20 protein-coding genes are annotated in these 20,092 nt (G+C 69.5%); 11 read left to right on the top strand and 9 right to left on the bottom strand.

The window, feature by feature from the left end:
- Window positions 1–67 precede the first annotated feature (67 nt).
- Both exaC and FBY40_RS02735 read left to right on the top strand, forming a co-directional pair.
- Window positions 68–1,618 (top strand): acetaldehyde dehydrogenase ExaC, encoded by a 1,551-nt coding sequence (gene exaC, locus FBY40_RS02730; protein ID WP_141936214.1) that lies wholly within the window; start codon window positions 68–70, stop codon window positions 1,616–1,618.
- Window positions 1,619–1,728: 110 nt separating this feature from the next.
- Window positions 1,729–2,124, top strand: coding sequence for a DUF779 domain-containing protein (locus tag FBY40_RS02735; protein ID WP_141936216.1), 396 nt, complete (start codon window positions 1,729–1,731; stop codon window positions 2,122–2,124).
- Between the two features lie 120 nt (window positions 2,125–2,244).
- On the opposite strand, the gene FBY40_RS02740 is transcribed toward FBY40_RS02735, so the two are convergent.
- From FBY40_RS02740 to FBY40_RS02755, 4 genes are all read right to left on the bottom strand, one after another.
- Entirely contained in the window at window positions 2,245–2,733 is a 489-nt protein-coding gene (locus FBY40_RS02740) for an FBP domain-containing protein (RefSeq protein ID WP_141939976.1), read from the bottom strand.
- Between the two features lie 345 nt (window positions 2,734–3,078).
- Window positions 3,079–4,116 carry an NAD(P)-dependent alcohol dehydrogenase gene (locus tag FBY40_RS02745; protein ID WP_141936218.1) on the bottom strand — a complete coding sequence of 346 codons (1,038 nt, stop codon included), beginning with the start codon at window positions 4,114–4,116 and terminating at the stop codon, window positions 3,079–3,081.
- A 117-nt stretch (window positions 4,117–4,233) separates the two neighbouring features.
- On the bottom strand, window positions 4,234–5,445 hold the full coding sequence (locus FBY40_RS02750) for a hypothetical protein (protein ID WP_235014478.1): 1,212 nt from the start codon (window positions 5,443–5,445) through the stop codon (window positions 4,234–4,236).
- Window positions 5,442–6,437: a hypothetical protein gene (locus tag FBY40_RS02755; protein ID WP_141936220.1), complete on the bottom strand. Its 996-nt coding sequence runs from the start codon at window positions 6,435–6,437 to the stop codon at window positions 5,442–5,444. The genes FBY40_RS02750 and FBY40_RS02755 overlap by 4 nt, the downstream gene beginning before the upstream one ends.
- Window positions 6,438–6,528: 91 nt before the next feature.
- Between FBY40_RS02755 and mmuM the strand changes: the two genes are divergently transcribed.
- From mmuM to rplI, 5 genes are all read left to right on the top strand, one after another.
- Window positions 6,529–7,431, top strand: a complete 903-nt coding sequence (gene mmuM / locus FBY40_RS02760; RefSeq protein WP_327437028.1) for a homocysteine S-methyltransferase — start codon at window positions 6,529–6,531, stop codon at window positions 7,429–7,431.
- Window positions 7,432–7,608: 177 nt separating this feature from the next.
- Window positions 7,609–7,986: a 30S ribosomal protein S6 gene (gene rpsF / locus FBY40_RS02765; RefSeq protein ID WP_235015035.1), complete on the top strand. Its 378-nt coding sequence runs from the start codon at window positions 7,609–7,611 to the stop codon at window positions 7,984–7,986.
- Between the two features lie 5 nt (window positions 7,987–7,991).
- Window positions 7,992–8,504, top strand: a complete 513-nt coding sequence (locus tag FBY40_RS02770) for a single-stranded DNA-binding protein (RefSeq protein WP_141936222.1) — start codon at window positions 7,992–7,994, stop codon at window positions 8,502–8,504.
- 28 nt (window positions 8,505–8,532) lie between these two features.
- Window positions 8,533–8,787: a 30S ribosomal protein S18 gene (gene rpsR / locus FBY40_RS02775; protein WP_124291977.1), complete on the top strand. Its 255-nt coding sequence runs from the start codon at window positions 8,533–8,535 to the stop codon at window positions 8,785–8,787.
- Window positions 8,788–8,796: 9 nt separating this feature from the next.
- Entirely contained in the window at window positions 8,797–9,249 is a 453-nt protein-coding gene (gene rplI / locus FBY40_RS02780; protein WP_124291976.1) for a 50S ribosomal protein L9, read from the top strand.
- Between the two features lie 295 nt (window positions 9,250–9,544).
- On the opposite strand, the gene FBY40_RS17520 is transcribed toward rplI, so the two are convergent.
- From FBY40_RS17520 to FBY40_RS02805, 3 genes are all read right to left on the bottom strand, one after another.
- Entirely contained in the window at window positions 9,545–11,299 is a 1,755-nt protein-coding gene (locus FBY40_RS17520) for a chaplin family protein (protein WP_235014480.1), read from the bottom strand.
- A gap of 78 nt (window positions 11,300–11,377) precedes the next feature.
- Entirely contained in the window at window positions 11,378–12,694 is a 1,317-nt protein-coding gene (locus tag FBY40_RS02800) for a hypothetical protein (RefSeq protein ID WP_160141334.1), read from the bottom strand.
- Between the two features lie 72 nt (window positions 12,695–12,766).
- The gene (locus tag FBY40_RS02805) at window positions 12,767–13,285 is read right to left on the bottom strand and encodes a GNAT family N-acetyltransferase (protein ID WP_235014482.1); all 519 of its coding nucleotides are present in this window, start codon (window positions 13,283–13,285) and stop codon (window positions 12,767–12,769) included.
- A gap of 418 nt (window positions 13,286–13,703) precedes the next feature.
- Between FBY40_RS02805 and dnaB the strand changes: the two genes are divergently transcribed.
- Window positions 13,704–16,268 (top strand): replicative DNA helicase, encoded by a 2,565-nt coding sequence (dnaB, locus tag FBY40_RS02810; protein WP_141936229.1) that lies wholly within the window; start codon window positions 13,704–13,706, stop codon window positions 16,266–16,268.
- 99 nt (window positions 16,269–16,367) lie between these two features.
- Here dnaB and FBY40_RS02815 read toward each other — a convergent pair whose 3' ends face one another.
- Window positions 16,368–17,009, bottom strand: a complete 642-nt coding sequence (locus tag FBY40_RS02815) for a rhomboid family intramembrane serine protease (RefSeq protein WP_141936231.1) — start codon at window positions 17,007–17,009, stop codon at window positions 16,368–16,370.
- Window positions 17,010–17,166: 157 nt separating this feature from the next.
- Here FBY40_RS02815 and FBY40_RS02820 point away from each other — a divergent pair, with 157 nt between their 5' ends.
- The 3 genes from FBY40_RS02820 to FBY40_RS02830 all read left to right on the top strand — a co-directional run bounded on the left by FBY40_RS02820 (window position 17,167) and on the right by FBY40_RS02830 (window position 19,083).
- On the top strand, window positions 17,167–18,093 hold the full coding sequence (locus FBY40_RS02820) for an NAD(P)/FAD-dependent oxidoreductase (RefSeq protein WP_141936233.1): 927 nt from the start codon (window positions 17,167–17,169) through the stop codon (window positions 18,091–18,093).
- An 83-nt stretch (window positions 18,094–18,176) separates the two neighbouring features.
- Window positions 18,177–18,662, top strand: coding sequence for a GNAT family N-acetyltransferase (locus tag FBY40_RS02825; protein ID WP_327437064.1), 486 nt, complete (start codon window positions 18,177–18,179; stop codon window positions 18,660–18,662).
- A 154-nt stretch (window positions 18,663–18,816) separates the two neighbouring features.
- The gene (locus FBY40_RS02830; protein ID WP_141936237.1) at window positions 18,817–19,083 is read left to right on the top strand and encodes a 2TM domain-containing protein; all 267 of its coding nucleotides are present in this window, start codon (window positions 18,817–18,819) and stop codon (window positions 19,081–19,083) included.
- A 160-nt stretch (window positions 19,084–19,243) separates the two neighbouring features.
- Here the strand turns inward: FBY40_RS02830 and FBY40_RS02835 are convergent, their stop codons facing one another.
- Window positions 19,244–20,053, bottom strand: coding sequence for an SDR family oxidoreductase (locus FBY40_RS02835; protein ID WP_141936239.1), 810 nt, complete (start codon window positions 20,051–20,053; stop codon window positions 19,244–19,246).
- Window positions 20,054–20,092 lie beyond the last annotated feature (39 nt).

A 20,092-nucleotide genomic window follows, 5' to 3' on the forward strand; every position in this document is an offset into this window, starting at 1 on the left:
ACCTCCGCTGACCTAGCGTCGGGGCACGCGACGACGACCTGTCGCGAACCTGTCGAAGGAGACATCCATGACCATCGTCGAAGAAGGCGTGTCGAGCATCTACGCCGCCCCCGGCCAGCGCGGCGCTCTGGCCGCTTATCGACCCCGGTACGGCCACTACATCGGCGGCGAGTTCGTCGAGCCGATCAAGGGCCAGTACTTCGAGAACATCTCACCCGTCAACGGCAAGCCCTTCTGCGAGGTGGGGCGCGGCACCTCCGAAGACATCGACCGGGCGGTGGATGTCGCGTGGCGGGCGTTCGAGGGCTGGAAGCGGACGACGCCGGCCGAGCGCGCGGTGATCCTCAACAAGATCGCCGACCGCATCGAGGAGAACCTCGAGAAGATCGCCGTCGCCGAGACGTGGGAGAACGGCAAGCCCGTCCGCGAGACGCTCGCCGCCGACATCCCGCTCGCCGTCGACCACTTCCGCTACTTCGCCGGGGTGCTGCGCGCTCAGGAGGGCTCGCTCAGTCAGCTCGATGAAGACACTGTCGCGTACCACTTCCACGAGCCGCTCGGTGTGGTCGGGCAGATCATCCCCTGGAACTTCCCGATCCTCATGGCGACGTGGAAGCTCGCGCCGGCCCTCGCCGCGGGCAACTGCGTCGTGCTGAAGCCGGCCGAGCAGACCCCGGCATCGCTGCTGTTCCTCTTCGAGATCATCGGCGACCTGCTGCCCGCCGGGGTGGTCAACATCGTCAACGGCTTCGGCATCGAGGCGGGTGCGCCGCTCGCGCAGCACAAGCGCATCCGGAAGGTCGCCTTCACGGGTGAGACCACCACCGGGCGCCTCATCATGCAGTACGCGTCGCAGAACCTCATCCCGGTCACGCTCGAACTCGGGGGCAAGAGCGCCAACGTCTTCTTCGAGGACGTGGCGCGTTCCACGGACGATGCCTACTACGACAAGGCCCTCGAGGGCTTCACATTCTTCGCGCTCAACCAGGGCGAGGTCTGCACGTGTCCGTCGCGGGCGCTGATCCAGCGCTCGATCTACGACCGCTTCCTCGGCGACGGCCTCGAGCGCGTCTCGAAGATCGTGCAGGGGAACCCGCTCGACCCGGCGACGATGATCGGCGCGCAGGCGTCGAACGACCAGCTCGAGAAAATCCTGTCGTACATCGACATCGGGAAGGCCGGCGGCGCGAAGCTGCTCACCGGCGGCGAGCGCGTCGACCTCGGAGGCGACCTGTCCGAGGGCTACTACGTCGCCCCGACGGTGTTCGAGGGGACGAACGACATGCGGATCTTCCAGGAGGAGATCTTCGGGCCCGTGGTCTCGGTCACCTCGTTCGACGACTTCGACGATGCCATCTCGATCGCCAACGACACCCTCTACGGCCTGGGCGCCGGGGTGTGGAGCCGTTCGGGCGACACTGCCTACCGGGCGGGCCGCGCGATCGAAGCCGGTCGCGTCTGGACGAACACCTACCACCAGTACCCCGCCCACGCGGCGTTCGGCGGGTACAAGCAGTCGGGCATCGGTCGCGAGAACCACCTGAAGATGCTCGATCACTATCAGCAGACGAAGAACCTGCTGGTGTCGTACGCCGAAGGCGCGATGGGCTTCTTCTGAGTCGACCGGCCGGGCCGCGGCATCCGTCCCCCGGAGGATGCTGCGGCCCGGTGTCTGATTTCGCCGCCACATCTGGAACACGCCCCTCAGCACCGAGACGGAGGATCGACATGGAAGATGCGCCCCACAGCCGCGTGGCTGTCACCGACGCGGCGGCGAGCCTGCTGCGCACCCTCACCGCGCAGCACGGCCCGCTGATGTTCCATCAGTCGGGGGGATGCTGCGACGGCAGCGCACCGATGTGTTACCCGGTCGGCATGTTCCTGATCGGTCCCGGCGACGTGCACCTGGGCTCGCTCGAGGTAGGGCTCGACGAACCGATCGAGGTCTACATCTCCGAGGCGCAGTTCGAGTACTGGAAGTACACCCACCTCACCATCGACGTGGTGCCCGGCCGCGGCGCGGGCTTCAGCGTCGAGGGGCCGACAGGCAACCGCTTCATCATCCGCTCCCGCATGCTCGTCGACGCCGAACTGGAGGCGTTCGGTCTCGCCCCGTCGGCGTGATCGCCCCACCGAGCCCCGCCCTCGCCGGTCTCATCCCGCGAGAGTGCCTCGGCGCGCCGAGAATGCGGGTGAACCCCGCGCTCTCGGCGCCCAGGTGCACTCTCGGCGAGCGGATGGGCGTCAGGTGTTGTCGCGGAGGTCGCGCGCGAAGTCGGTGATGCGCAGGCGCAGCGCCTCCATCCGGCGCGCCCGGGCCGCCTCGACGTCGAAGCCGAGATAGGCGGGCGGCGGCAGCCGGCGGACGTTCTGCGAGCACTCGAAGTGTTCGCAGACGAGCGTTCCAACTGTGTTGCCGTTGCGCCCCGCGCGCCCGGCGCGCTTCGCGCTGAAGAGCACGACCTCGTTCGGAAGGGTCACGTCCTCGCACCATGCACACTGGGTGCGAGCGAGCGTGCGCTGTTCGGTCTGGCGGAGGACGATCCCGATGAGGTCGTCGTCGACGGGGATCACCGCGTAGGCGGCAAGCGGCGTCTTCGGCGGACGCCAGCCGAGGAAGTCGCGTTCGGCCCAGTCGATCCCCGCGAGATCGGGCATGACGACGGCGGCGCGTTCGCGCTGCGAGGCGTTGACGAAGGACGCGCGGATGTCCTTCTCGGTGAGTGCGTGCATAGTCACGGCTTTCGTGTGCGGCTCGCTCGGAGCGAGCGGAATCGGATGCCGCGGGCAGACCGCCCGCGAAGAAGAGGCGTCGGCGCCGCTTCGCGGCGCGCACGACTACCTCCGCTCGGCGCACAGAGCGCCGGCGACCTCCTCACGCCCCGCGGGCGTCACACGAATCTGCACCGCAATACCCTAACCCCGGCCTCGGCCGGCCGCTCCGGGAGCATGCGACTTCTCGGGTCGGTCGCAACCACGGGGGTCGGGGCCGACTCGCCGCGCCGCGGCATCCCTCCCACGGCGTTGTCCGCCATCCCCGCGGTCGCCCGCAGCGCCGATCTGCCGCTGCGCCCGGGTTCAGCTCGGAACGACGACCGCGCGCCCTCGCACCGTGCCCTCGTGCAGCTTCCGATACGCCGCGACAGCGTCGTCGATGCCGTAGCGCTCGACGTGCACCGAGACCTCGCCGACCCGGGCGAGGTCGAACACCTCCTGCAGCTCCGACCGTGTTCCCCAGTACGGCGCCCGGACGGCCGCGCCGAACGGTGTGGAGAAGAACCCCGTGGGGAGCACCCCGCCGCCGATCCCGACGATGTGGATGTACCCGTCGATCGCGACGACCTCACGCGACATGTCCAGCGTCGGCTGCGCACCGACGAAGTCGAAGACCGCCTCCGCTCCGCGTCCGCCGGTCAGCTCGCGGATGCGCACCGCCGTGTCCGGCCCCGACACCAGCGTCTCGTGCGCGCCGACCTCGGCGGCCAGGGCGAGCTTGTCGTCGTTGAGGTCGACGGCGATGACGCGAGCGGCCGAGATCGCACGGAGGATCTGGATGCCCACGTGCCCGAGACCGCCTGCCCCGATCACCACCGCCGTGGCGCCCGGGTAGAGCTTGTGCTGTGCGGCTCGGATCGCGTGGTACGGCGTCAGGCCGGCATCCGTCAGCGACACGAACTCGACCGGATCGAGATCGCCGAGCGGCACCAGGTGACGCGGGTCGTCGACGATCATGTACTCGGCCATGGCGCCGGGGGCCCCGAGCCCGGGAGGGGCGATGCCGAGGTCGGCGGCGTTCGGGCAGTAGTTCTCCGCGCCCTGCGCGCAGGCGTGGCAGAGGCCGCATCCCCAGGGGCCGTACACCGCGTACGCGCCGCCGACCTCGACTCCCGAGACACCGTCGCCGAGCTTGTCGACGATGCCGGCGCCCTCGTGACCGAGCGTGAGCGGAAGGCCGTAGATGTACTGCTCCTCGGGCAGATCCATGAGGAACCAGTCGGAGTGGCAGAGCCCGGCCGCCGTCACCTTCAGCCGGATCTCGCCGGGCCCCGGCTCGGGAACGTCGATCTCGACGACCTCCGGCCCCCTTCCGATCTCGCGATACTGCACGGCCTTCATGGCGCCTCCTTGCTCGAGGTGGTCTCTTCACCCCCACTCTCCGCCGTCGCGGGACTCCCCACCACCCCTTCTCCCGCTGAGTGCACCCGAGAACGGGAGAAGGTGGACACCCGCGGGTCAGCGGAAGAACAGGCCGAGGAATCCCGTCTGACCGATGAGCCAGAACAGCCCGATCACGCCGAAGACGATGATCGCGACCCACGGCACCCCGCGCTTCAGGCGCCGCCCGGGGGCGGCGACCCCGGGCGGAGGACGCAGCGCCGCCGGCGGCACCGCGAACGGGACGGCGGTCGCGGCGGGTGCCGACGATCCGGACGGGGGAAGAGCGGATGCCGCGGCCGCAGCGTGGGCGGCATGCGCGGCCGCGTCGCCGAGTCTCTCGTCGCGCCAGCGCGCCCACTGGGCGAGTTTGTCGAGCAGGGCGCCGACGACGGAGAACAGCCAGGCCCACGTGGCGGGGTCGAGGGTGGAGAAGTCGCGCTTGGCGTAGAGGAAGAGCCAGTCATCGACGATCTCGACGTCGAGGGCCGCGGCGTTGTCGATGAAGCGCGCCATGATGTCGGGGGTGAAGAGGTAGAGGGCGTCGCGCTCGTAGCCGGTCGGGCAGTACAGCGAGAAGTAGCGGTCGAAGTCGCCCTCGAGTCCGAGACGCTGGTCTTTGTCGAAGGTGAGCGGCAGATTCGAGCCGAACAGCCCGTTGTTGCCGGTGGCGTCGAGCACGATGTGCGGCAGCGGTACGTCGAGCTTCACTGCCACGTACCCCCACTTGTGGGTGGTCTGGTTCTTGCCCGAACCGGTGACGTAGCGGTAGTTCGCGAACTCCACGAATCGTGGCCGTTCCCCGCGCACGAGGTCGGTCGACTGGCGCGACCGCCCCTGCGAGAAGATCATGCCGGGCAGGCCCGGCGAGCCGAACTGCGGCACGTAGGTCATGCCGTTCGCCCGGGCGAACCAATCGAGGCGGTACCGGCGTTCGCTTCCGCCGCGCAGCGACCTGACGGTCAACACCGTCGCGAGCGCGATGACGCCGGCGAAGAACAGCACGGGCACGATGGCGACCAGGCTGAACGCGCCACTGCCGCTCTGCGCCAGCGCGGCGAAGACGCCGACGAAGATGCTGAGGGCGCTCGACCCGATGATGAGCGCGGCGATGCCGCCGACGACGAGGCCGACGATCGCCTGAGGCGATGCGAACACGCTCGCGATGCGCCCTTCGGCGCGCAGCCGGCGCGTGAACTCGCGTACCGCATGGCCGTCGACCGGCTGCACGAGCGGGTTGGCGTCGAACGGGTAGGCCGTCCGCATCCCGCCTTCCCCCGGCGCGGTCATGCGTTCACCTCGTCGCCACCCCACGACAGGTTCGCGCCCTCGTCGATGGCCCACGCCTCGAGGCGAGTGTCGGTGCACACGGCGCGGATCGCCGCAGCAGAGCCCCCGATCACCGTGGAATCGGCGTCCACGTCGGTCGCGAAGACCCAGGCGCGATCGGCCGGCCACACCAGACTCGGCGACAGAGCGGATGCCGCGCCGCCGGGCGCCTCCAGGGCGGTGTCGCGCCACGGCACCTGCCACGGCCACTCCGGGTCGGCGAGCAGGGCGAGGTCGGTGCGGAAGAGCACGTGGTCGCGGTTCGGCAGGCGCAGCCGTGGTCCTCGCGACACCTCGTCGTCGAGGATGCCCGGCTGCCACGAGGGTTTCCGGAACACGTCGTTGAAGCGGTCGCGAGCAGATGTCGCGAGGAAGTTCGCATGCCGATCGGTGGTCGGGTCGCCGGCGGCGGCGGTGAGGAGCACGCGCGACGGACCATATCCGAGGTGTCCGACGAGCCCACCCCATCCCTCCCAGAGGGCGACGAACCCGTCGGCCGGGGTGATGGTGTGCGCGAGCAGCGTCTGGGTCACGGCGGCGACGAGATCGCTCGGCAGCTCGCCCGCCTGCGGGTCGGAGTAGCGCCAGCCCGCGGCATCCCTCGGTCCGTCCTCGTTCTCGACCTCGCGGGGTCCGACGATGCTCTGCCACTGGGCCCGCGGATGCATGGTGGTGCCGAAGGCGTCGGCGGTGGCGGCCCAGCTCACCCGTTCGACGTCGATCTGGGGCGCATCGGCCTGGAAGGCCGCCCACTCGCGGTGGTGGCGATCGTAGGGGAGCGGCGGCCAGGGGCGTCCGACGGGGCGATCGCGGTCGGCAGGGTGGAAGACGCGTGCGTAGGCCTCGTACCCGCGCGGCGCCCAGGCGTGCATGGTCGCGCCCCATGAGGGACCGTCCGCGTCGAGCCGGTCGCGCAACCAGTCGCCCGCGGCGACGTCCCCGGTCCATTCCATCCGTTCACGCTAGCCCGGCCGGCTTCGCTTCGTGGGTGTCACATGTCGATATCCCCGACTTCACGACACCCGAGCGACCTACACTGTCGCCGTGCCGACACTCGCCGAGGCTCTGATGCGGGGCACCGTCGTGCTCGACGGCGGGCTCGGCACCCTCCTCGAGGCGCACGGTCACGACCTGACGTCGCACCTGTGGACCGCCCGCCTGCTGCGCGACGACCCGGACGCGGTGCGCCGCGCACATGAGGCGTACTTCGCCGCCGGTGCGCGGGTGGCGATCTCGGGGTCGTACCAGGTCAGCTACGAGGGACTCGCCGCCGTCGGGTTGGACCGGACCGAGGTCGATGCGCTCCTGACCCGCAGCGTCGAGATCGCCCGTGAGGCGCGCACCTCGTCGGGACTCGAGCCCGGCGAGGCCTGGGTCGCCGCGTCGGTCGGACCGTACGGGGCCGCCCGCGCCGACGGCAGCGAGTACACCGGCGAGTACGGGATGACGGTGGGCGAGCTCCGGGCCTGGCATCGCCCGCGCCTTGCGGCGCTCGCCGCAGCCGGCGCCGATGTGCTGGCGGTCGAGACGATCCCGTCGCTCATCGAGGTCGAGGCGATCTGCGCCGAGCTCGCCGACCTCGACGTGCCGGCATGGGTGAGCCTCACGATTGCCGATGACGGCACGCTGCGCACCGGCGAGTCACTCGCGCAGGCGGCCGGGATCGCGGCATCCCTCCCCCGGCTCGTCGCCGTGGGACTCAACTGCTGCGACCCGCGCGGTGCCGCGGATGCCCTCGGAGTGCTGCGTGCGGCGACGGATGCTCCGCTGCTGGTGTACCCCAACAGCGGAGAGGCGTGGCGGGCGGACGAGCGGCGGTGGTCAGGCGCCGGCCGCGCACGGGCCGACGATGCCGCGGCGTGGCGCGACGCCGGCGCGAGCGGCATCGGAGGGTGCTGCCGCGTCGGCCCGGATGAGATCCGCGCGATCGCCCGCGCCCTCGGCTGACCCGCGGAATCGCGCCGGGACGGGGCATCCGGTAGCATGGGAGGGTTGTCCGGCTGGGCCTGTGCGCCTGTGAGCCCGTGACGACGTGCACACACCCTCCTGCTACCGGGAAATGCCCGGCAGCCGTTCTAGTCCGAAGGAGGTGGGTAAGTGACGCACACGCACCAGTACGAGCTCATGGTCATCCTGAACCCTGAGATCGACGAGCGCCAGGTCGCCCCGAACCTCGACAAGTTCTTGAAGGTCATCACCAACGCTGATGGCTCGATCGACAACGTCGACATCTGGGGTCGCCGCCGTCTCGCCTACGAGATCCAGAAGAAGACCGAGGGCATCTACGCCGTCGTGAACTTCACCTCGACCAGCGAGGCCGCTCAGGAGCTCGACCGTCAGCTGAAGCTCAACGAGAGCATCATGCGCACCAAGGTCCTGCGCGCCGAAGAGGCACAGGCCATGGTCGCCGCCGAGAAGAAGCGCGCCGACGAGAAGGCCGCCCGCAAGGCTGCCGCTCCCGCCCGGGCCCCGCGCCGCGAGTCGGCTGAAGCGAAGGCGTAACGACGATGGCCGGCGAAACGATCATCACCGTCGTGGGCAACCTCACGGCAGATCCCGAACTGCGCTACACGCAGAACGGCCTGCCCGTCGCGAACTTCACGATCGCATCGACGCCGCGTACCTTCGACCGTCAGGCGAACGAGTGGAAGGACGGCGACGCGCTGTTCCTCCGCGCGAGCGTGTGGCGGGAGTTCGCCGAGCATGTCGCCGGTTCGCTGACGAAGGGCTCCCGTGTCATCGCGACCGGTCGCCTGAAGCAGCGCAACTACCAGGACCGCGAGGGCAACAACCGCACCTCCATCGAGCTCGAGGTCGACGAGATCGGTCCGTCGCTGCGTTATGCGACGGCCCAGGTCACGCGCGCATCGAGCGGTGGTGGCGGAGGTGGCGGCGGAGGCCGTCAGCAGGCGCAGGTGGCGGATGAGCCGTGGGCGACCCCCGGCTCGTCGAACGCCGGCGGCGCCGACGCCTGGAGCACCCCCGGGTCCGCCGCCTACGGCGACGACACGCCCTTCTAAGAGATCTCAAGAAACGTAAAGGAAAACCATGGCTGGAAAGTCGAGCGGCGACCGCCGCAAGCCGCGGAAGGGCGCGAAGAACGCCGCTCCCGCGAAGGCGATCCGCGTTGGCGTCATTGACTATAAGGACGTCGCCACGCTTCGCAAGTTCATCTCGGAGCGCGGCAAGATCCGCGCCCGTCGTATCACCGGTGTCTCGGTGCAGGAGCAGCGTCTGATCGCCCGCGCGATCAAGAACGCCCGCGAAATGGCGCTCCTCCCCTACTCCGGCGCTGGCCGCTAAGGAGCACCCATGTCGAAGCTGATTCTCACGAACGAGGTTGCCGGCCTCGGCTCGGCCGGTGACGTCGTCGATGTCAAGGACGGGTACGCCCGTAACTACCTCATCCCGCAGGGCTTCGCCGTGCAGTGGACCCGCGGTGGCGAGAAGCAGGTGGCGTCGATTCGCGCCGCCCGCGAGGCCCGCGCCTTCCACGACCACGAAGAAGCCGTGGCGCTGAAGAACCGTCTCGAGTCCAACACCGTCAAGCTGACCGTCAAGGCCGGCGCCGAGGGGCGTCTGTTCGGTTCGGTCAAGACCGGTGACGTGGCCGACGCGGTCAAGGCCGCCGGCCTCGGTGAGCTGGACAAGCGCACCATCCACATCACCTCGCCGATCAAGGCCGTGGGCGAGCACGAGGCGACCGTTCGCCTCCGTGACGACCTCACCGCCGTCATCACCCTGCAGGTCGTCGCCGCGAAGTAACGCGCCGACACCTCACGCGGTTCCGGATGCCGCGGAGCGGCCCTCTCCCGAGAGGGCGGCCCCGCGGCATCCGTCGTTCCCGGGTCTCGCGAGCCGCCGCGATTGCGACGAGCCACCGTGCGGGTGACAGCCGCTCGGCGCGGACCGGGTGGCTCGGTGAGCGACCCCACTCGACGAAAGAGCCGGATGCCGCGGAGCAGCCCTTCCCCAGGGGCTGTCGCCCCGCGGCATCCGTCGTAGCGGCGTGACGACACGGACGCGCATCCCTCGCGACGCGCGTCCGTGACCGTGTGATTCACGCCGTACGGTTACGCACCTTCCGCAGGCCCGCGCCCAGGACGATGAGTCCGAGCGCCAGCAGCAGCGCCGCCGGACCTGTCGTCGTGCCGCCGGTGGCGGCGAGGGGTGCGGTGGCGGTCGCTGCGCCTGCCATCACGCGCTCGGCGGCGAGTGACGGAACAGCGGATGCACCGGTCGCCCCAGGCGTTCCCGGGCTACCAGGGGTGCCGGGGGTACCCGGCTGACCGGGCTGGCCGGGAGTACCCGGGGTGCCGGGCTGGCCGGGGGTGCCGGGCGTGCCGGGGGTGCCGGGCTGGCCGGGGGTGCCGGGCGTGCCGGGGGTTCCGGGTGTGCCGGGCTGGCCGGGCGTGCCGGGGGTGCCAGGCGTACCCGGGGTGCCAGGCGTACCCGGGGTGCCAGGCGTTCCCGGCGTACCGGGCTCGCCCGGAGTTCCCGGCGTACCGGGCTCGCCCGGAGTTCCCGGCGTACCCGGGTTACCAGGCGTACCCGGGCTGCCAGGAGTTCCCGGCGTACCGGGGGTGCCAGGAACGACCGTGGTCGAGCCGCTTTCGCTGTCGCCGATGACCGAGACGGCGTTGCCGCCGATGGTGATCGGCAGTGACATCGGGGCGAGGATCTGGGTGCCGCCGAGGAGGCTGTCCTCGCCGGAGGTCACTCCGGTCATCCCCCCGCCGCTGCCGTTCGCGCCGGTCTGCGTCGTTGACGAGCTGGTGCTGTCGCCGATGCCGGAGATGGCATTGCCGGCCACGGTGACGGGTGCGGTGATCGGGGCGATGACCTGGGTGCCGCCGAGGATGCTGTCCTCGCCGGAGGTCACGCCGGTGATCCCCCCGCCGCTGTCGCCGTTCCCGCCGTTCGCGCCGGTCTGCGTCGTCGACGAGCTGGTGCTGTCGCCGATGCCGGAGATGGCGTTGCCGGCCACGGTGACGGGTGCGGTGATCGGGGCGATGACCTGGGTTCCGCCGAGGATGCTGTCCTCGCCGGAGGTCTCGCCGGTGATCCCCCCGCCGCTGTCGCCGTTCCCGCCGGTCCCGTCGGTCTGCGTCGTGGACGAGCTGGTGCTGTCGCCGATGCCGGAGATGGCGTTGCCGGCCACGGTGACGGGTGCGGTGATCGGGGCGATGACCTGGGTTCCGCCGAGGATGCTGTCCTCGCCGGAGGTCTCGCCGGTGATCCCGCCGTCGCCGTTCCCGCCGTTCGCGCCGGTCTGCGTCGTGGACGAGCTGTCGCTGTCGCCGACGACCGATACGGCGTTGCCCGAGACAGTGATCGGAGCGTCGACCGACACGATCCCCTGCGTTCCGCCGAGGATGCTGTCCTCGCCGGAGGTCTCCGCCGAAACGGGCGCGGAAGCCGGGGCGGACGTCATCGTCGACGAGTCGGACGAGCTGTCGCCCAACACCGAGACCGCGTTGCCGGTGACGGTGACGGGGGCTTCGACGTCGAGCAGGGCTTGCGAGCCCGACCCGATCGCGTCGGAGCCGTCGGTGGTCGCCACCGGCTGCGATGCCGATGAGGCCCCGGGCGGCTGAGCCGTCGAGGATTCCGACGTCGATTCGCTGTCACCGATGACGGAGACCGCGTTGCCGACGACCGAGACCGGTGCGTTCAGATCGACGACGGCTTGGGTACCGGAGAGGAGGCCGTCCTCCCCCGTGGTTTCGGCCGCCGTGGCGACCGTTGCGCCGAACAGCGTGAGGCCGCCGGCAATGACCGCGCCCCAGAGGGCACGCTTGACGAACGTGTGCATGGAAGTTTCTCCCTAGAACTGATGGATGTCGCGCGAACGCGGTGACTCTCGTGCCGCCGCAGGGCGGCGCAGAGTCCATCAGTCGGGAGAAGCGTCTGTCTCGAAGATCGGCGCCCCGGGAAGGCGATCGTCCTCAGGACCGGCTCGTCGCATCCAGGCACGGTATGCGAAGAGCGGTCCGAAGGCGATCAGCCCCCAGGTGCCGAGGCTGGCGCCGCCAGACCCGGCGGCAGTGGCATCGCCGGGGAGAACTCCCCCGGGTGAGTCGAAGAGTCCACCGCGCTTCGCGGTGAGGTCGGGGCTGGCGGTGGCGCCGTCGCCCACGACGGGCGACGCGGAAGTCGACCCGCCCGCGGCGGACGGCCGAGTCCCGTCGCTCAGGCGGTGGGCGAGCTGAAGAACACCGGATGCCGCGAACGAGGCCGTCACAGCGGCATCCGCTTCCGAGGTTCCGGCGGCGACGACGTTGACCAGAGAAGTGTCGATCGCATGTGAGGGAGGCGTGGCGGCAGGGGAGCCAGGCCCCTCACCTGCCGCCGGGGGCCGGACGGCAGGTGCGGCGGGCACGGGGCCCGCAGGAGCGAGGATGTGTCCCGAATCGCCGACGGTTTCGCCGACCGACTCGACACCGTCGTCGATCGATCCGCCGATCTGCTCGACGGCGTCGGGGATGCCGGCGGCCTCGGCCACCTTGCCGACGACGGGCGTCTGCTCGACGACGTCCGTCACCACCTCGACCACGTGCGACACCGGACGCTGCTCGCCGACGGACGCCGTCAGCTCCCCGACGGCGTCGACGGCGGATGCCGCGACCTCGGCCACCGGGCGGACGACAGGCTGCAGGGGCGCGGCGGCTGCGAGATCCCCCGCCGTCTTCGTCACGTCTTCGGCAACGGTTCCCACGGTTCCCGTCAGCGCGCCGGAAGCGTCATCGACGACAGACGCACCCGCACCGACGATCTCACTGACGGGCGCGGTGGCGGGCTTCGTCACTTCCCCGACGGCGTCCGTCGCGTCGTCGACCACGGGTACTGCGGTGCCGGTGACCGGTGCGGCGACTTCCTCGACGGTGTCGGTGCCGCCGTCGACCACGGTTGTCGCGGCGTCAGCGACCGGCGCGGCGACCTTCTCGACGGTGTCGGTGCCGCCCTCCACCACTGTCGCTGCGGTATCGGTGACGGGCTCGGCGACCGCGCCGACGGTCTCCGCGCCACCCTCGGCGACCGCGCCCACCGCACCCAGCAGACCCCCGGAGTCCTGCGATTCGTCGGCGAGGGCGCTCGAGGACGACAGTCCGAGCACGAAGGACAGAAGCATCCAGCCGATCGCGACGCCCACACCCGCCAGCACAAGCCGCAGGGGTCGTGGGCTACGACCGGGAAATGCCCTGTCCATCCTTCACCTCCGCACGCGAATGACTCGCTCCGCGCGACATCGCGCGGATCTGGGGTGCCTGGACTCCCGACCCTATGACTGGGCTATGAGGCTGTCAAGAGGCCCTGCCGCAAGCCGCAGCTCGAAGCACAGCGAGTTCGGCATGGTGGCGCGGTACGGCTCGTAGACCGGAGTCGGGGTGAATCCGAGGCTCGTGTAGAGCGCGATGGACTCGGGCTGAGGGGCACCGGTCTGGAGGATGACACGTGGCGCACCGTCTTCTCGTGCGCGTGCGATGACCCGTTCCGTGAGGGCGCGCCCGATTCCGCGGCCACGGGCTGTCGACGTCACGACGAGGCGCTTCAGCTCCCACTCGGATCCCAGGCGCCGAAGCATGACGTGCCCGACGGGCGCATCATCGGTGACCGCGATCCAGGTCGACACGATCTCCTCCGGCGCGACGCGCAGCGCCTCGATCCGTGCTGCCTTGATGTGTGCCGGCTCATCCCGGTTCAGGGGTCCGTAGCGTCGTTCGAGGTCCTCGTCGAGTGCAGCGCGCAGTGCCGCGGCGCGCGGGTCGTCCACGGGAACCTCGAGAATCTGATACGTCACCCTTCCATCCTCGCGGTGCCGCAGCATCCGAATGACCGTCGGCTGACCTCGCGGGTTGTCCACATCTGTTTGTCAAGTCGGCAAACCTTCAACGAGTACTTCAAGCACATCGTTATCCACATCGTGTGAGCGAAGAAAAACCTGATCAAAGGGATTAATTGCCACTCAGGCGGCGACCATTCCCAGAGTTGTCCACAACCGTTGTTCACAGGCCAGACGGCGTTTCGCGCAAACTATGCACAGAGTTATCCACAGGTCGTCTTGCGAGTGTCCGACCCCCTCCTTACCGTGAGTGGAGCTCAAGACGAGCCGCACGCACAGCGTCGACGCGGACGCGGCGGGAACCTCGGGGCCCGGGGCCGGCGTGACGGGTCGTCGCTTCCGCGCGCGCACGAACAACAGGGAGAACACATCGCCTATGTCGATCGCAGACATCTCTGATGAACGCATGGGCGGCCGTCGCGACCCGGAGCGGACGCCGCCGCACGACATGGCGGCCGAGCAGAGCACGCTCGGCGGGATGCTGCTGTCGAAGGACGCTGTCGCGGACGTCATCGAGACGCTGCGGGGCGCCGACTTCTACATCCCGAAGCACGAGATCATCTATGAGGCGATCCTGTCTCTGTACTCGCACGGCGAGCCGACCGACGTCATCGCGGTCACCGACGAGCTGATCAAGACCGGCGACCTGCAGCGAGCGGGTGGGGCGGACTACCTCCACACCCTCACCTCGATCGTGCCGACCGCGGCGAACGCGGGCTACTACGCCTCGATCGTCGCCGAGCGGGCGCTGCTGCGCCGCCTCGTCGAGGCCGGGACGCGCATCGTGCAGATGGGCTACAAGGGCGAGGGTGACGCGATCGAGCTCGTCAACAACGCCCAGGCCGAGATTTACTCCGTCAACAGCGGGCAGGAGACCGAGGATTACGTTCCCTTGACCGTCGCGGTCGACGCCGCGGTGGACGAGATCGAGGCCGCGCGCGGCCGTGACGGGCAGATGACCGGCATCCCGACCGGGTTCTCGGGGCTCGACCAGCTTACGAACGGTCTGCACCCCGGACAGATGATCGTCGTGGCGGCGAGGCCGGCTATGGGCAAGGCACTGGCCCTGGACACGCCGCTTCCGACACCCACGGGTTGGACCACCATGGGCGAGGTCAAGGTCGGGGACGAACTGTTCGATGCCGACGGACAGCCGACGAAGGTCGTCGCGGCCACCGAGGTCATGACCGACCGGCCCTGCTACGAGGTCGAGTTCTCTGACGGGTCGCGCATCATCGCCGATGCCGAGCACCAGTGGGTGACGGAGACTCGCGCCGCGCGTCGCGGTGGTCGTGCGACCGCCAGCGTCGTCACGACCGAGAAGATGGCGGCAACGCTGACGGTGGGTGCCGAGAAGCGGGCGAATCACTCCGTGCGCAATGGTCGACCGCTTCAGGCTCCTCATGCTGACCTTCCGGTGGCGCCGTACGCCCTCGGCGCGTGGCTGGGCGACGGTCACACCGCCGGCAATCGCATCACAAGCGAGACCGACGAGATTCCCGGTTTCATCCGCCGCAGCGGACTTCGGGTCGAGGCGCGAGGCGGCATGCTCTACTCCGTTCAGCTTCTCGAACGGGAGGAGCTGACGCGGGTCTGCGAGATCTGCGGCGCCGGCTTCCGAGCGCGCCACCCACACGTCCGCACGTGCGGGCGCACCTGTGGACCGAAGAACAAGGGCGCCCACCCCGAGCGCCTATCCTGCCCAGACTGCGGTCAGCCTTTCTCGGGGGAGGCGCAGCGCTGCGCCGCCTGCCATCGCGACCACGGCTCGTTCACGGCCCTCCTGCGAAAAGCGGGCGTGCTCGGTGACAAGCACGTGCCGCTCGCGTACCTGCGAGCGTCCGAGGCGCAGCGCCGCGAACTGCTTGCGGGGCTTCTCGACACCGACGGCACGGTCGTGCGGGGCGTCGGCTCGTGCCAGTTCGCCGTGACGAACAAGAAGCTGGCCGACTCCGTCTACGAGTTGATCGTCAGTCTCGGTTACCGCTGCGGACGCACGACCAAGCGCGTGAACGGGCGATCGGCGGAGTCGTCCACCTGTTACATCCTGAACTTCTCGACGACGGACGACGTGTTCTGGCTCGAGCGCAAGCGCGTCCTCCACGAGCAGGAGCGTCCCGTCGATGTGACGAGAACGGGTCGCCGCTATGTCACGGCGGTCCGGCCCATTCCGAGCGTCCCCGTGCGCTGCGTGCAGGTCGACAACGACGACCACCTGTATCTCGCCGGGGAGTCGATGATCCCGACGCACAACTCAACGCTGGCTCTGGATTTCGCCCGCGCGGCCGCGATCAAGAACAACATGCCGACCATCGTCTTCTCCCTCGAGATGGGCCGGAGCGAGATCGCGATGCGCCTCATGAGCGCGGAGGCGGCGGTGCCGCTGCAGAACATGCGCAAGGGCACGCTCGACTCACGCGACTGGACGACGATCGCCTCCACCCGCGGGCGCATCAACGACGCGCCCCTCTACATCGACGACAGCCCCAACATGACCCTGGTCGAGATCCGCGCGAAGTGCCGCCGCCTCAAGCAGCGGGTGGGTCTGAAGATGGTCATCATCGACTACCTGCAGCTCATGACGAGCGGCAAGCGCGTAGAGTCGCGTCAGCAGGAGGTCTCGGAGTTCTCCCGCGCGCTGAAGCTGCTCGCGAAGGAGCTGCAGGTGCCGGTGATCGCGCTGTCGCAGCTGAACCGTGGTCCTGAGCAGCGCGCCGACAAGAAGCCGGCCCTGTCCGACCTCCGCGAGTCGGGATCGATCGAGCAGGATGCCGACATGGTCGTCCTGCTCCACCGTGAGGCGGCGTACGAGCGCGACAGCCCACGCGCCGGCGAGGCCGACCTCATCGTGGCGAAGCACCGTAACGGCCCGACCGACACCGTGGTCGTGGCGTTCCAGGGGCACTTCTCCCGCTTCACCGACATGGCTGTGGGGATGTAGGACAGCGGGGGTGTGTCATCCCGTCGGCTGAACACCCGTGCGAGTCACGGGACTTGAGAGTCCTCCGGCCGCGAGGCTGACGGTGCCCTCAGCGGCACGTCACCTGATGCGGGAGTGAGGCTCCGCGGATCGCGACGCTGCGCCGGTGCGCACCCGGCGAAGGGCGAGCGCCGCGATCGCTCCCCCGATCGCGCCGAACAGGTGCGCCTGCCAGGAGATGCCGTCCCCGGCGCGGAAGATCCCGGCCAGCATGCTGCCGCCGTAGATGGCGACGACTGTCAGGGCGATGAGCGCGTAGAGGATGCCGTGGCCCAACGACCTTGCCACGAATGCCCGGACCACCAGGTAGCCGAAGTAGCCGAAGACCATCCCGGACGCGCCCACGGTGATGGTGCCGGGTGCATTCAAGATCCACGTCCCTACACCAGCGATCACCCCGACGATGGCGGTCACAGCCCAGAACCGGCCGATGCCGTCGAGTGCGACGAGCACCCCGAGGACGAGGAACGGGATCGTGTTGGCGATCAAGTGCGGCCAACCGGAGTGCAGGCCGTGGGCGAGCAGGATGCCGTCGAGGCCGTCGAGAGCCCACGACTCGATGCCGAAAACCCGAACCCAGCTTCCGGGCAGGACCGCGTCCAATGCCGTGATGGCCCACATGATCGCCATGAGGATCAGCGGCTGGAGCGCGCGGGTCGCCCACCGACTGGTCGATCGCGGCGAGGTCGCGGCAGCGGTCATGGACACATCGTCGCATCCACTCCTGGCTATCGAGTCGGAACCTCTCAGCAAGGACGTTCGTCGCGAGACCTGTGGATAACTGCGCGCGCATCCACAGCGGGCCGCCGACTCTTGAGCTGCGGCCCGACGAGTCGCTCGGACACGCCAGGATCGACGTATGACAGTGGACGTGACGGTGGTCGGCGGCGGAATTTCCGGGCTCGCGTGCGCCCGAGCAGTCACGGCCCGCGGCCTGTCGGTCCGCGTTCTCGACCGCGGCCTCCGCGTCGGTGGGCGTCTCTCGAGCCGAACGCTCTGGGGGCGCCCGGTCGATCTCGGCGCCTCGTACTTCGTCTCGGATGATTCGGATTTCGATAGCGTGGTCCGCGGATGGGCAGATCGCGGCCTCGCCCGCCCCTGGACCGATACCTTCGCCGTCATCGACGCCGACGGTGAACAGAGCCGCAAGAAGGGGCCGACGCGCTGGGCTGCGCCGCGAGGGCTGCGATCGCTCGCTGTCGATCTCGCGGACGGCCTCGATGTGCGCGTCGAACACACCGTCGAGCGCGTCGAGCCGCACCGCATCGACGATGATGAGGCCGGCGAGGTCGTACTCGCCATGCCGGGCCCGCAGGCTGCGCGCCTTTTCGAGGCCGCTCCCGGCGGTGAGCTCGCGTGGGAGCCCGTCATCGCCGTGGCGCTGCGATGGGACAGCCGGCAATGGCCTGTCGATCTGCACGGTGCCTTCGTCGAGGCCGACCCGGACGTGTCGTTCGTCGCCGACGACGGTGACCGTCGAGGCGACGCCGCGCCCGTGCTCGTCGTGCACACGACGGCCGAGCGCGCCCGCCGGCACCTCCACGATCCCGCAACGGCGATCCCGCCCGTGCTCGACGCCGTGCGGCGGCTGCTGCGGATCGTCGCCGAACCCGCCGCGACGTTCGCCCACCGCTGGACGTTCGCCCGCCCCGTGGGAACGACCGGTGAGCCGTTCTCCCGCACTCCGGGGCTGTCCGCCTGTGGCGATGCCTGGGGCGATCGGGCCGCTGTCCGCACGGCGTGGGGCTCAGGTCACGCACTCGGTAGAGCACTCGCCGGCGCCTGAGGCATCAGCGGGAAGCGGTTTCGGCGCGCGACGAGTGATTGATCAGCCGACGAACCCCCTGACACGCTGGACGCATGAGAGCGATGATTCGAGCGCCACGACCGGCCGACGCGGCAGCGATAGCCGAGGTACACGTCGCAGCCTGGCGAGAGACCTACTCGCACCTGCTCCCCGCAGACTTCTTCTCCCCGTCGTACGTAGCCGGTCGGCAGCGGCTCTGGAGACACCTTCTCGCTGAGCCACGGGACGACATGACGATCCGCGTCGCCGAGATCGACGGTGACATCATCGGGTTCGCCTGGCTGGGGCCTGGCGAAGGGCGGGACGCCGAGCCACCGCCACGCGACCGGCTCCTCTACGCGATCTACGTCCTCGCTGACCATCACGGAACGGGCGCGGGGCAGACGTTGCTCGATGAGACCGTCGGTGAGGGGCCGGCGATGCTCTGGGTCGCGAAGGAGAACCCCCGCGCGGTCGCTTTCTACGAGCGCAACGGGTTCCGCTTCGACGGCGTCGAGCAGATCGATCCCCATGCCCCGCTGATCACCGACGCGCGAATGGTGCGGTGACCTCGACACGCGGTCATCCGTCTGTCCCGTGGGGAGTTCATCCGTCGGAGATGTACGCGTCCGACGGGCCGGACGTACATATACGACGAATGAGCCCGCGCGGCAGCGCGAATCCGCCCCACGCCGCGCACACGACGGCCCCTATGATCTAGCCATGACGGGCCAGGGCGATCTCAGGACGCGAGCCGTCCAGCGGCTCAAGGCGAAGCAGCACTTCTGGTCGGCCCTCATCACGTGGGTCGTCCTCTCGGCGATGTTCGTCGTGATCTGGTTGGCCACGGGGATGGGCGGTTTCTGGCCCATCTGGCCGATCGCCGGCATCGCCGTCGGTGTCGCATTCACCGGCATCCGTGCGTTCGGCCCCGCGAACGCGGGTCCGAGCGAAGAGCAGATTCAAACGGAGATGCGCCGCCTCTCCTGACCCCGTCGTGAAACGACGAAACCCCCGCTCGATCGCATCGGGCGGGGGTTCGTTTTGGTACTTCAGCGTACGTAGGCTCTCATGATCGACATCCTTCCGTCGGGGGACCTTGAGAGTACCCAGCGATCCGCGATCAGGCAAGGGGTGGGGTGACCCGAGGTCAGCTGCCCGCGCGACGCCATTCGTCGGAGGTGAGGTGAGATCCGGCCTGAGGGCCCATCTGCAGCATCCCGCCGTCGACGACCCAGCTGGCCCCCGTGACGTAGGACGCGGCAGGCGAAGCGAGGAACGCGGCCACAGCAGCGATCTCGTCGGGCCTTCCCGGACGACCGAGCGGGATGCCGGGGCGATGCGTGTTCTCGGCCTCTTCGGCGTCCATGTCGTTCAGGGGTGTGGCGATCTCGCCCGGGCCGAGGGCGTTGACGGTGATGCCGTGCTCGCCGAGCTCCTGCGCCATGGTCTTCACCAGACCTCCCAGGCCATGCTTCGACGCGACGTACGCGGCACTTCCCACGCGGGGCTGGTGTTCGTGGACGCTGGTGATGGCGATGATCCGCCCACCGCGGCCCGCGGCGACCATCCGGCGCGCCGCAGCCTGCATCCCGACGAATGCGCCGTCGAGGTTCAGGAGCACATCCTTCCGCCAGGCTTCGACATCGAGATCGAGGAACGGGCCCCCCGACCCGCCGCCGGCGTTGTTGACGAACACGTCGACGCCACCGAGTTCGTCGGCCAATGCGTCGATGACCTTCGCGGCTCCCTCGAGATCGGTCGCGTCGAACTGGGTCACCACCGCCCGGGAGCCGCGGGCGCGCACCTCTTCGGCGGTCTTCTCGGCGCCGTCCTTGTCGGAGTGCCAGGTGATGCCCACGTCCAGCCCGGCCTCGGCGAGAGCGATGGCGGTCGCTGCACCGATGCCGGAATCGGAAGCGGTGACGATGGCATGCCGAGGAGTGAAGGTGTCAGTCATGGTCCGACGGTATGCCGGTGTGGGTCCACCCGCGTGGGC

Origin of the sequence: Microbacterium sp. SLBN-154 (assembly GCF_006715565.1) — a bacterium.
Taxonomy (GTDB): domain Bacteria; phylum Actinomycetota; class Actinomycetes; order Actinomycetales; family Microbacteriaceae; genus Microbacterium.

Excerpts from the sequence above, each read along its gene's own strand:
- exaC (WP_141936214.1), top strand. The coding sequence starts at position 68 with ATGACCATCGTCGAAGAAGGCGTGTCGAGCATCTACGCCGCCCCCGGC.
- FBY40_RS02735 (WP_141936216.1), top strand. The coding sequence starts at position 1,729 with ATGGAAGATGCGCCCCACAGCCGCGTGGCTGTCACCGACGCGGCGGCG.
- FBY40_RS02740 (WP_141939976.1), bottom strand. The coding sequence starts at position 2,733 with ATGCACGCACTCACCGAGAAGGACATCCGCGCGTCCTTCGTCAACGCC.
- FBY40_RS02745 (WP_141936218.1), bottom strand. The coding sequence starts at position 4,116 with ATGAAGGCCGTGCAGTATCGCGAGATCGGAAGGGGGCCGGAGGTCGTC.
- FBY40_RS02750 (WP_235014478.1), bottom strand. The coding sequence starts at position 5,445 with ATGACCGCGCCGGGGGAAGGCGGGATGCGGACGGCCTACCCGTTCGAC.
- FBY40_RS02755 (WP_141936220.1), bottom strand. The coding sequence starts at position 6,437 with ATGGAATGGACCGGGGACGTCGCCGCGGGCGACTGGTTGCGCGACCGG.
- rpsF (WP_235015035.1), top strand. The coding sequence starts at position 7,609 with ATGGTCATCCTGAACCCTGAGATCGACGAGCGCCAGGTCGCCCCGAAC.
- FBY40_RS02770 (WP_141936222.1), top strand. The coding sequence starts at position 7,992 with ATGGCCGGCGAAACGATCATCACCGTCGTGGGCAACCTCACGGCAGAT.
- rpsR (WP_124291977.1), top strand. The coding sequence starts at position 8,533 with ATGGCTGGAAAGTCGAGCGGCGACCGCCGCAAGCCGCGGAAGGGCGCG.
- rplI (WP_124291976.1), top strand. The coding sequence starts at position 8,797 with ATGTCGAAGCTGATTCTCACGAACGAGGTTGCCGGCCTCGGCTCGGCC.
- FBY40_RS17520 (WP_235014480.1), bottom strand. The coding sequence starts at position 11,299 with ATGCACACGTTCGTCAAGCGTGCCCTCTGGGGCGCGGTCATTGCCGGC.
- FBY40_RS02800 (WP_160141334.1), bottom strand. The coding sequence starts at position 12,694 with ATGGACAGGGCATTTCCCGGTCGTAGCCCACGACCCCTGCGGCTTGTG.
- dnaB (WP_141936229.1), top strand. The coding sequence starts at position 13,704 with ATGTCGATCGCAGACATCTCTGATGAACGCATGGGCGGCCGTCGCGAC.
- FBY40_RS02815 (WP_141936231.1), bottom strand. The coding sequence starts at position 17,009 with ATGACCGCTGCCGCGACCTCGCCGCGATCGACCAGTCGGTGGGCGACC.
- FBY40_RS02820 (WP_141936233.1), top strand. The coding sequence starts at position 17,167 with ATGACAGTGGACGTGACGGTGGTCGGCGGCGGAATTTCCGGGCTCGCG.
- FBY40_RS02825 (WP_327437064.1), top strand. The coding sequence starts at position 18,177 with ATGATTCGAGCGCCACGACCGGCCGACGCGGCAGCGATAGCCGAGGTA.
- FBY40_RS02830 (WP_141936237.1), top strand. The coding sequence starts at position 18,817 with ATGACGGGCCAGGGCGATCTCAGGACGCGAGCCGTCCAGCGGCTCAAG.
- FBY40_RS02835 (WP_141936239.1), bottom strand. The coding sequence starts at position 20,053 with ATGACTGACACCTTCACTCCTCGGCATGCCATCGTCACCGCTTCCGAT.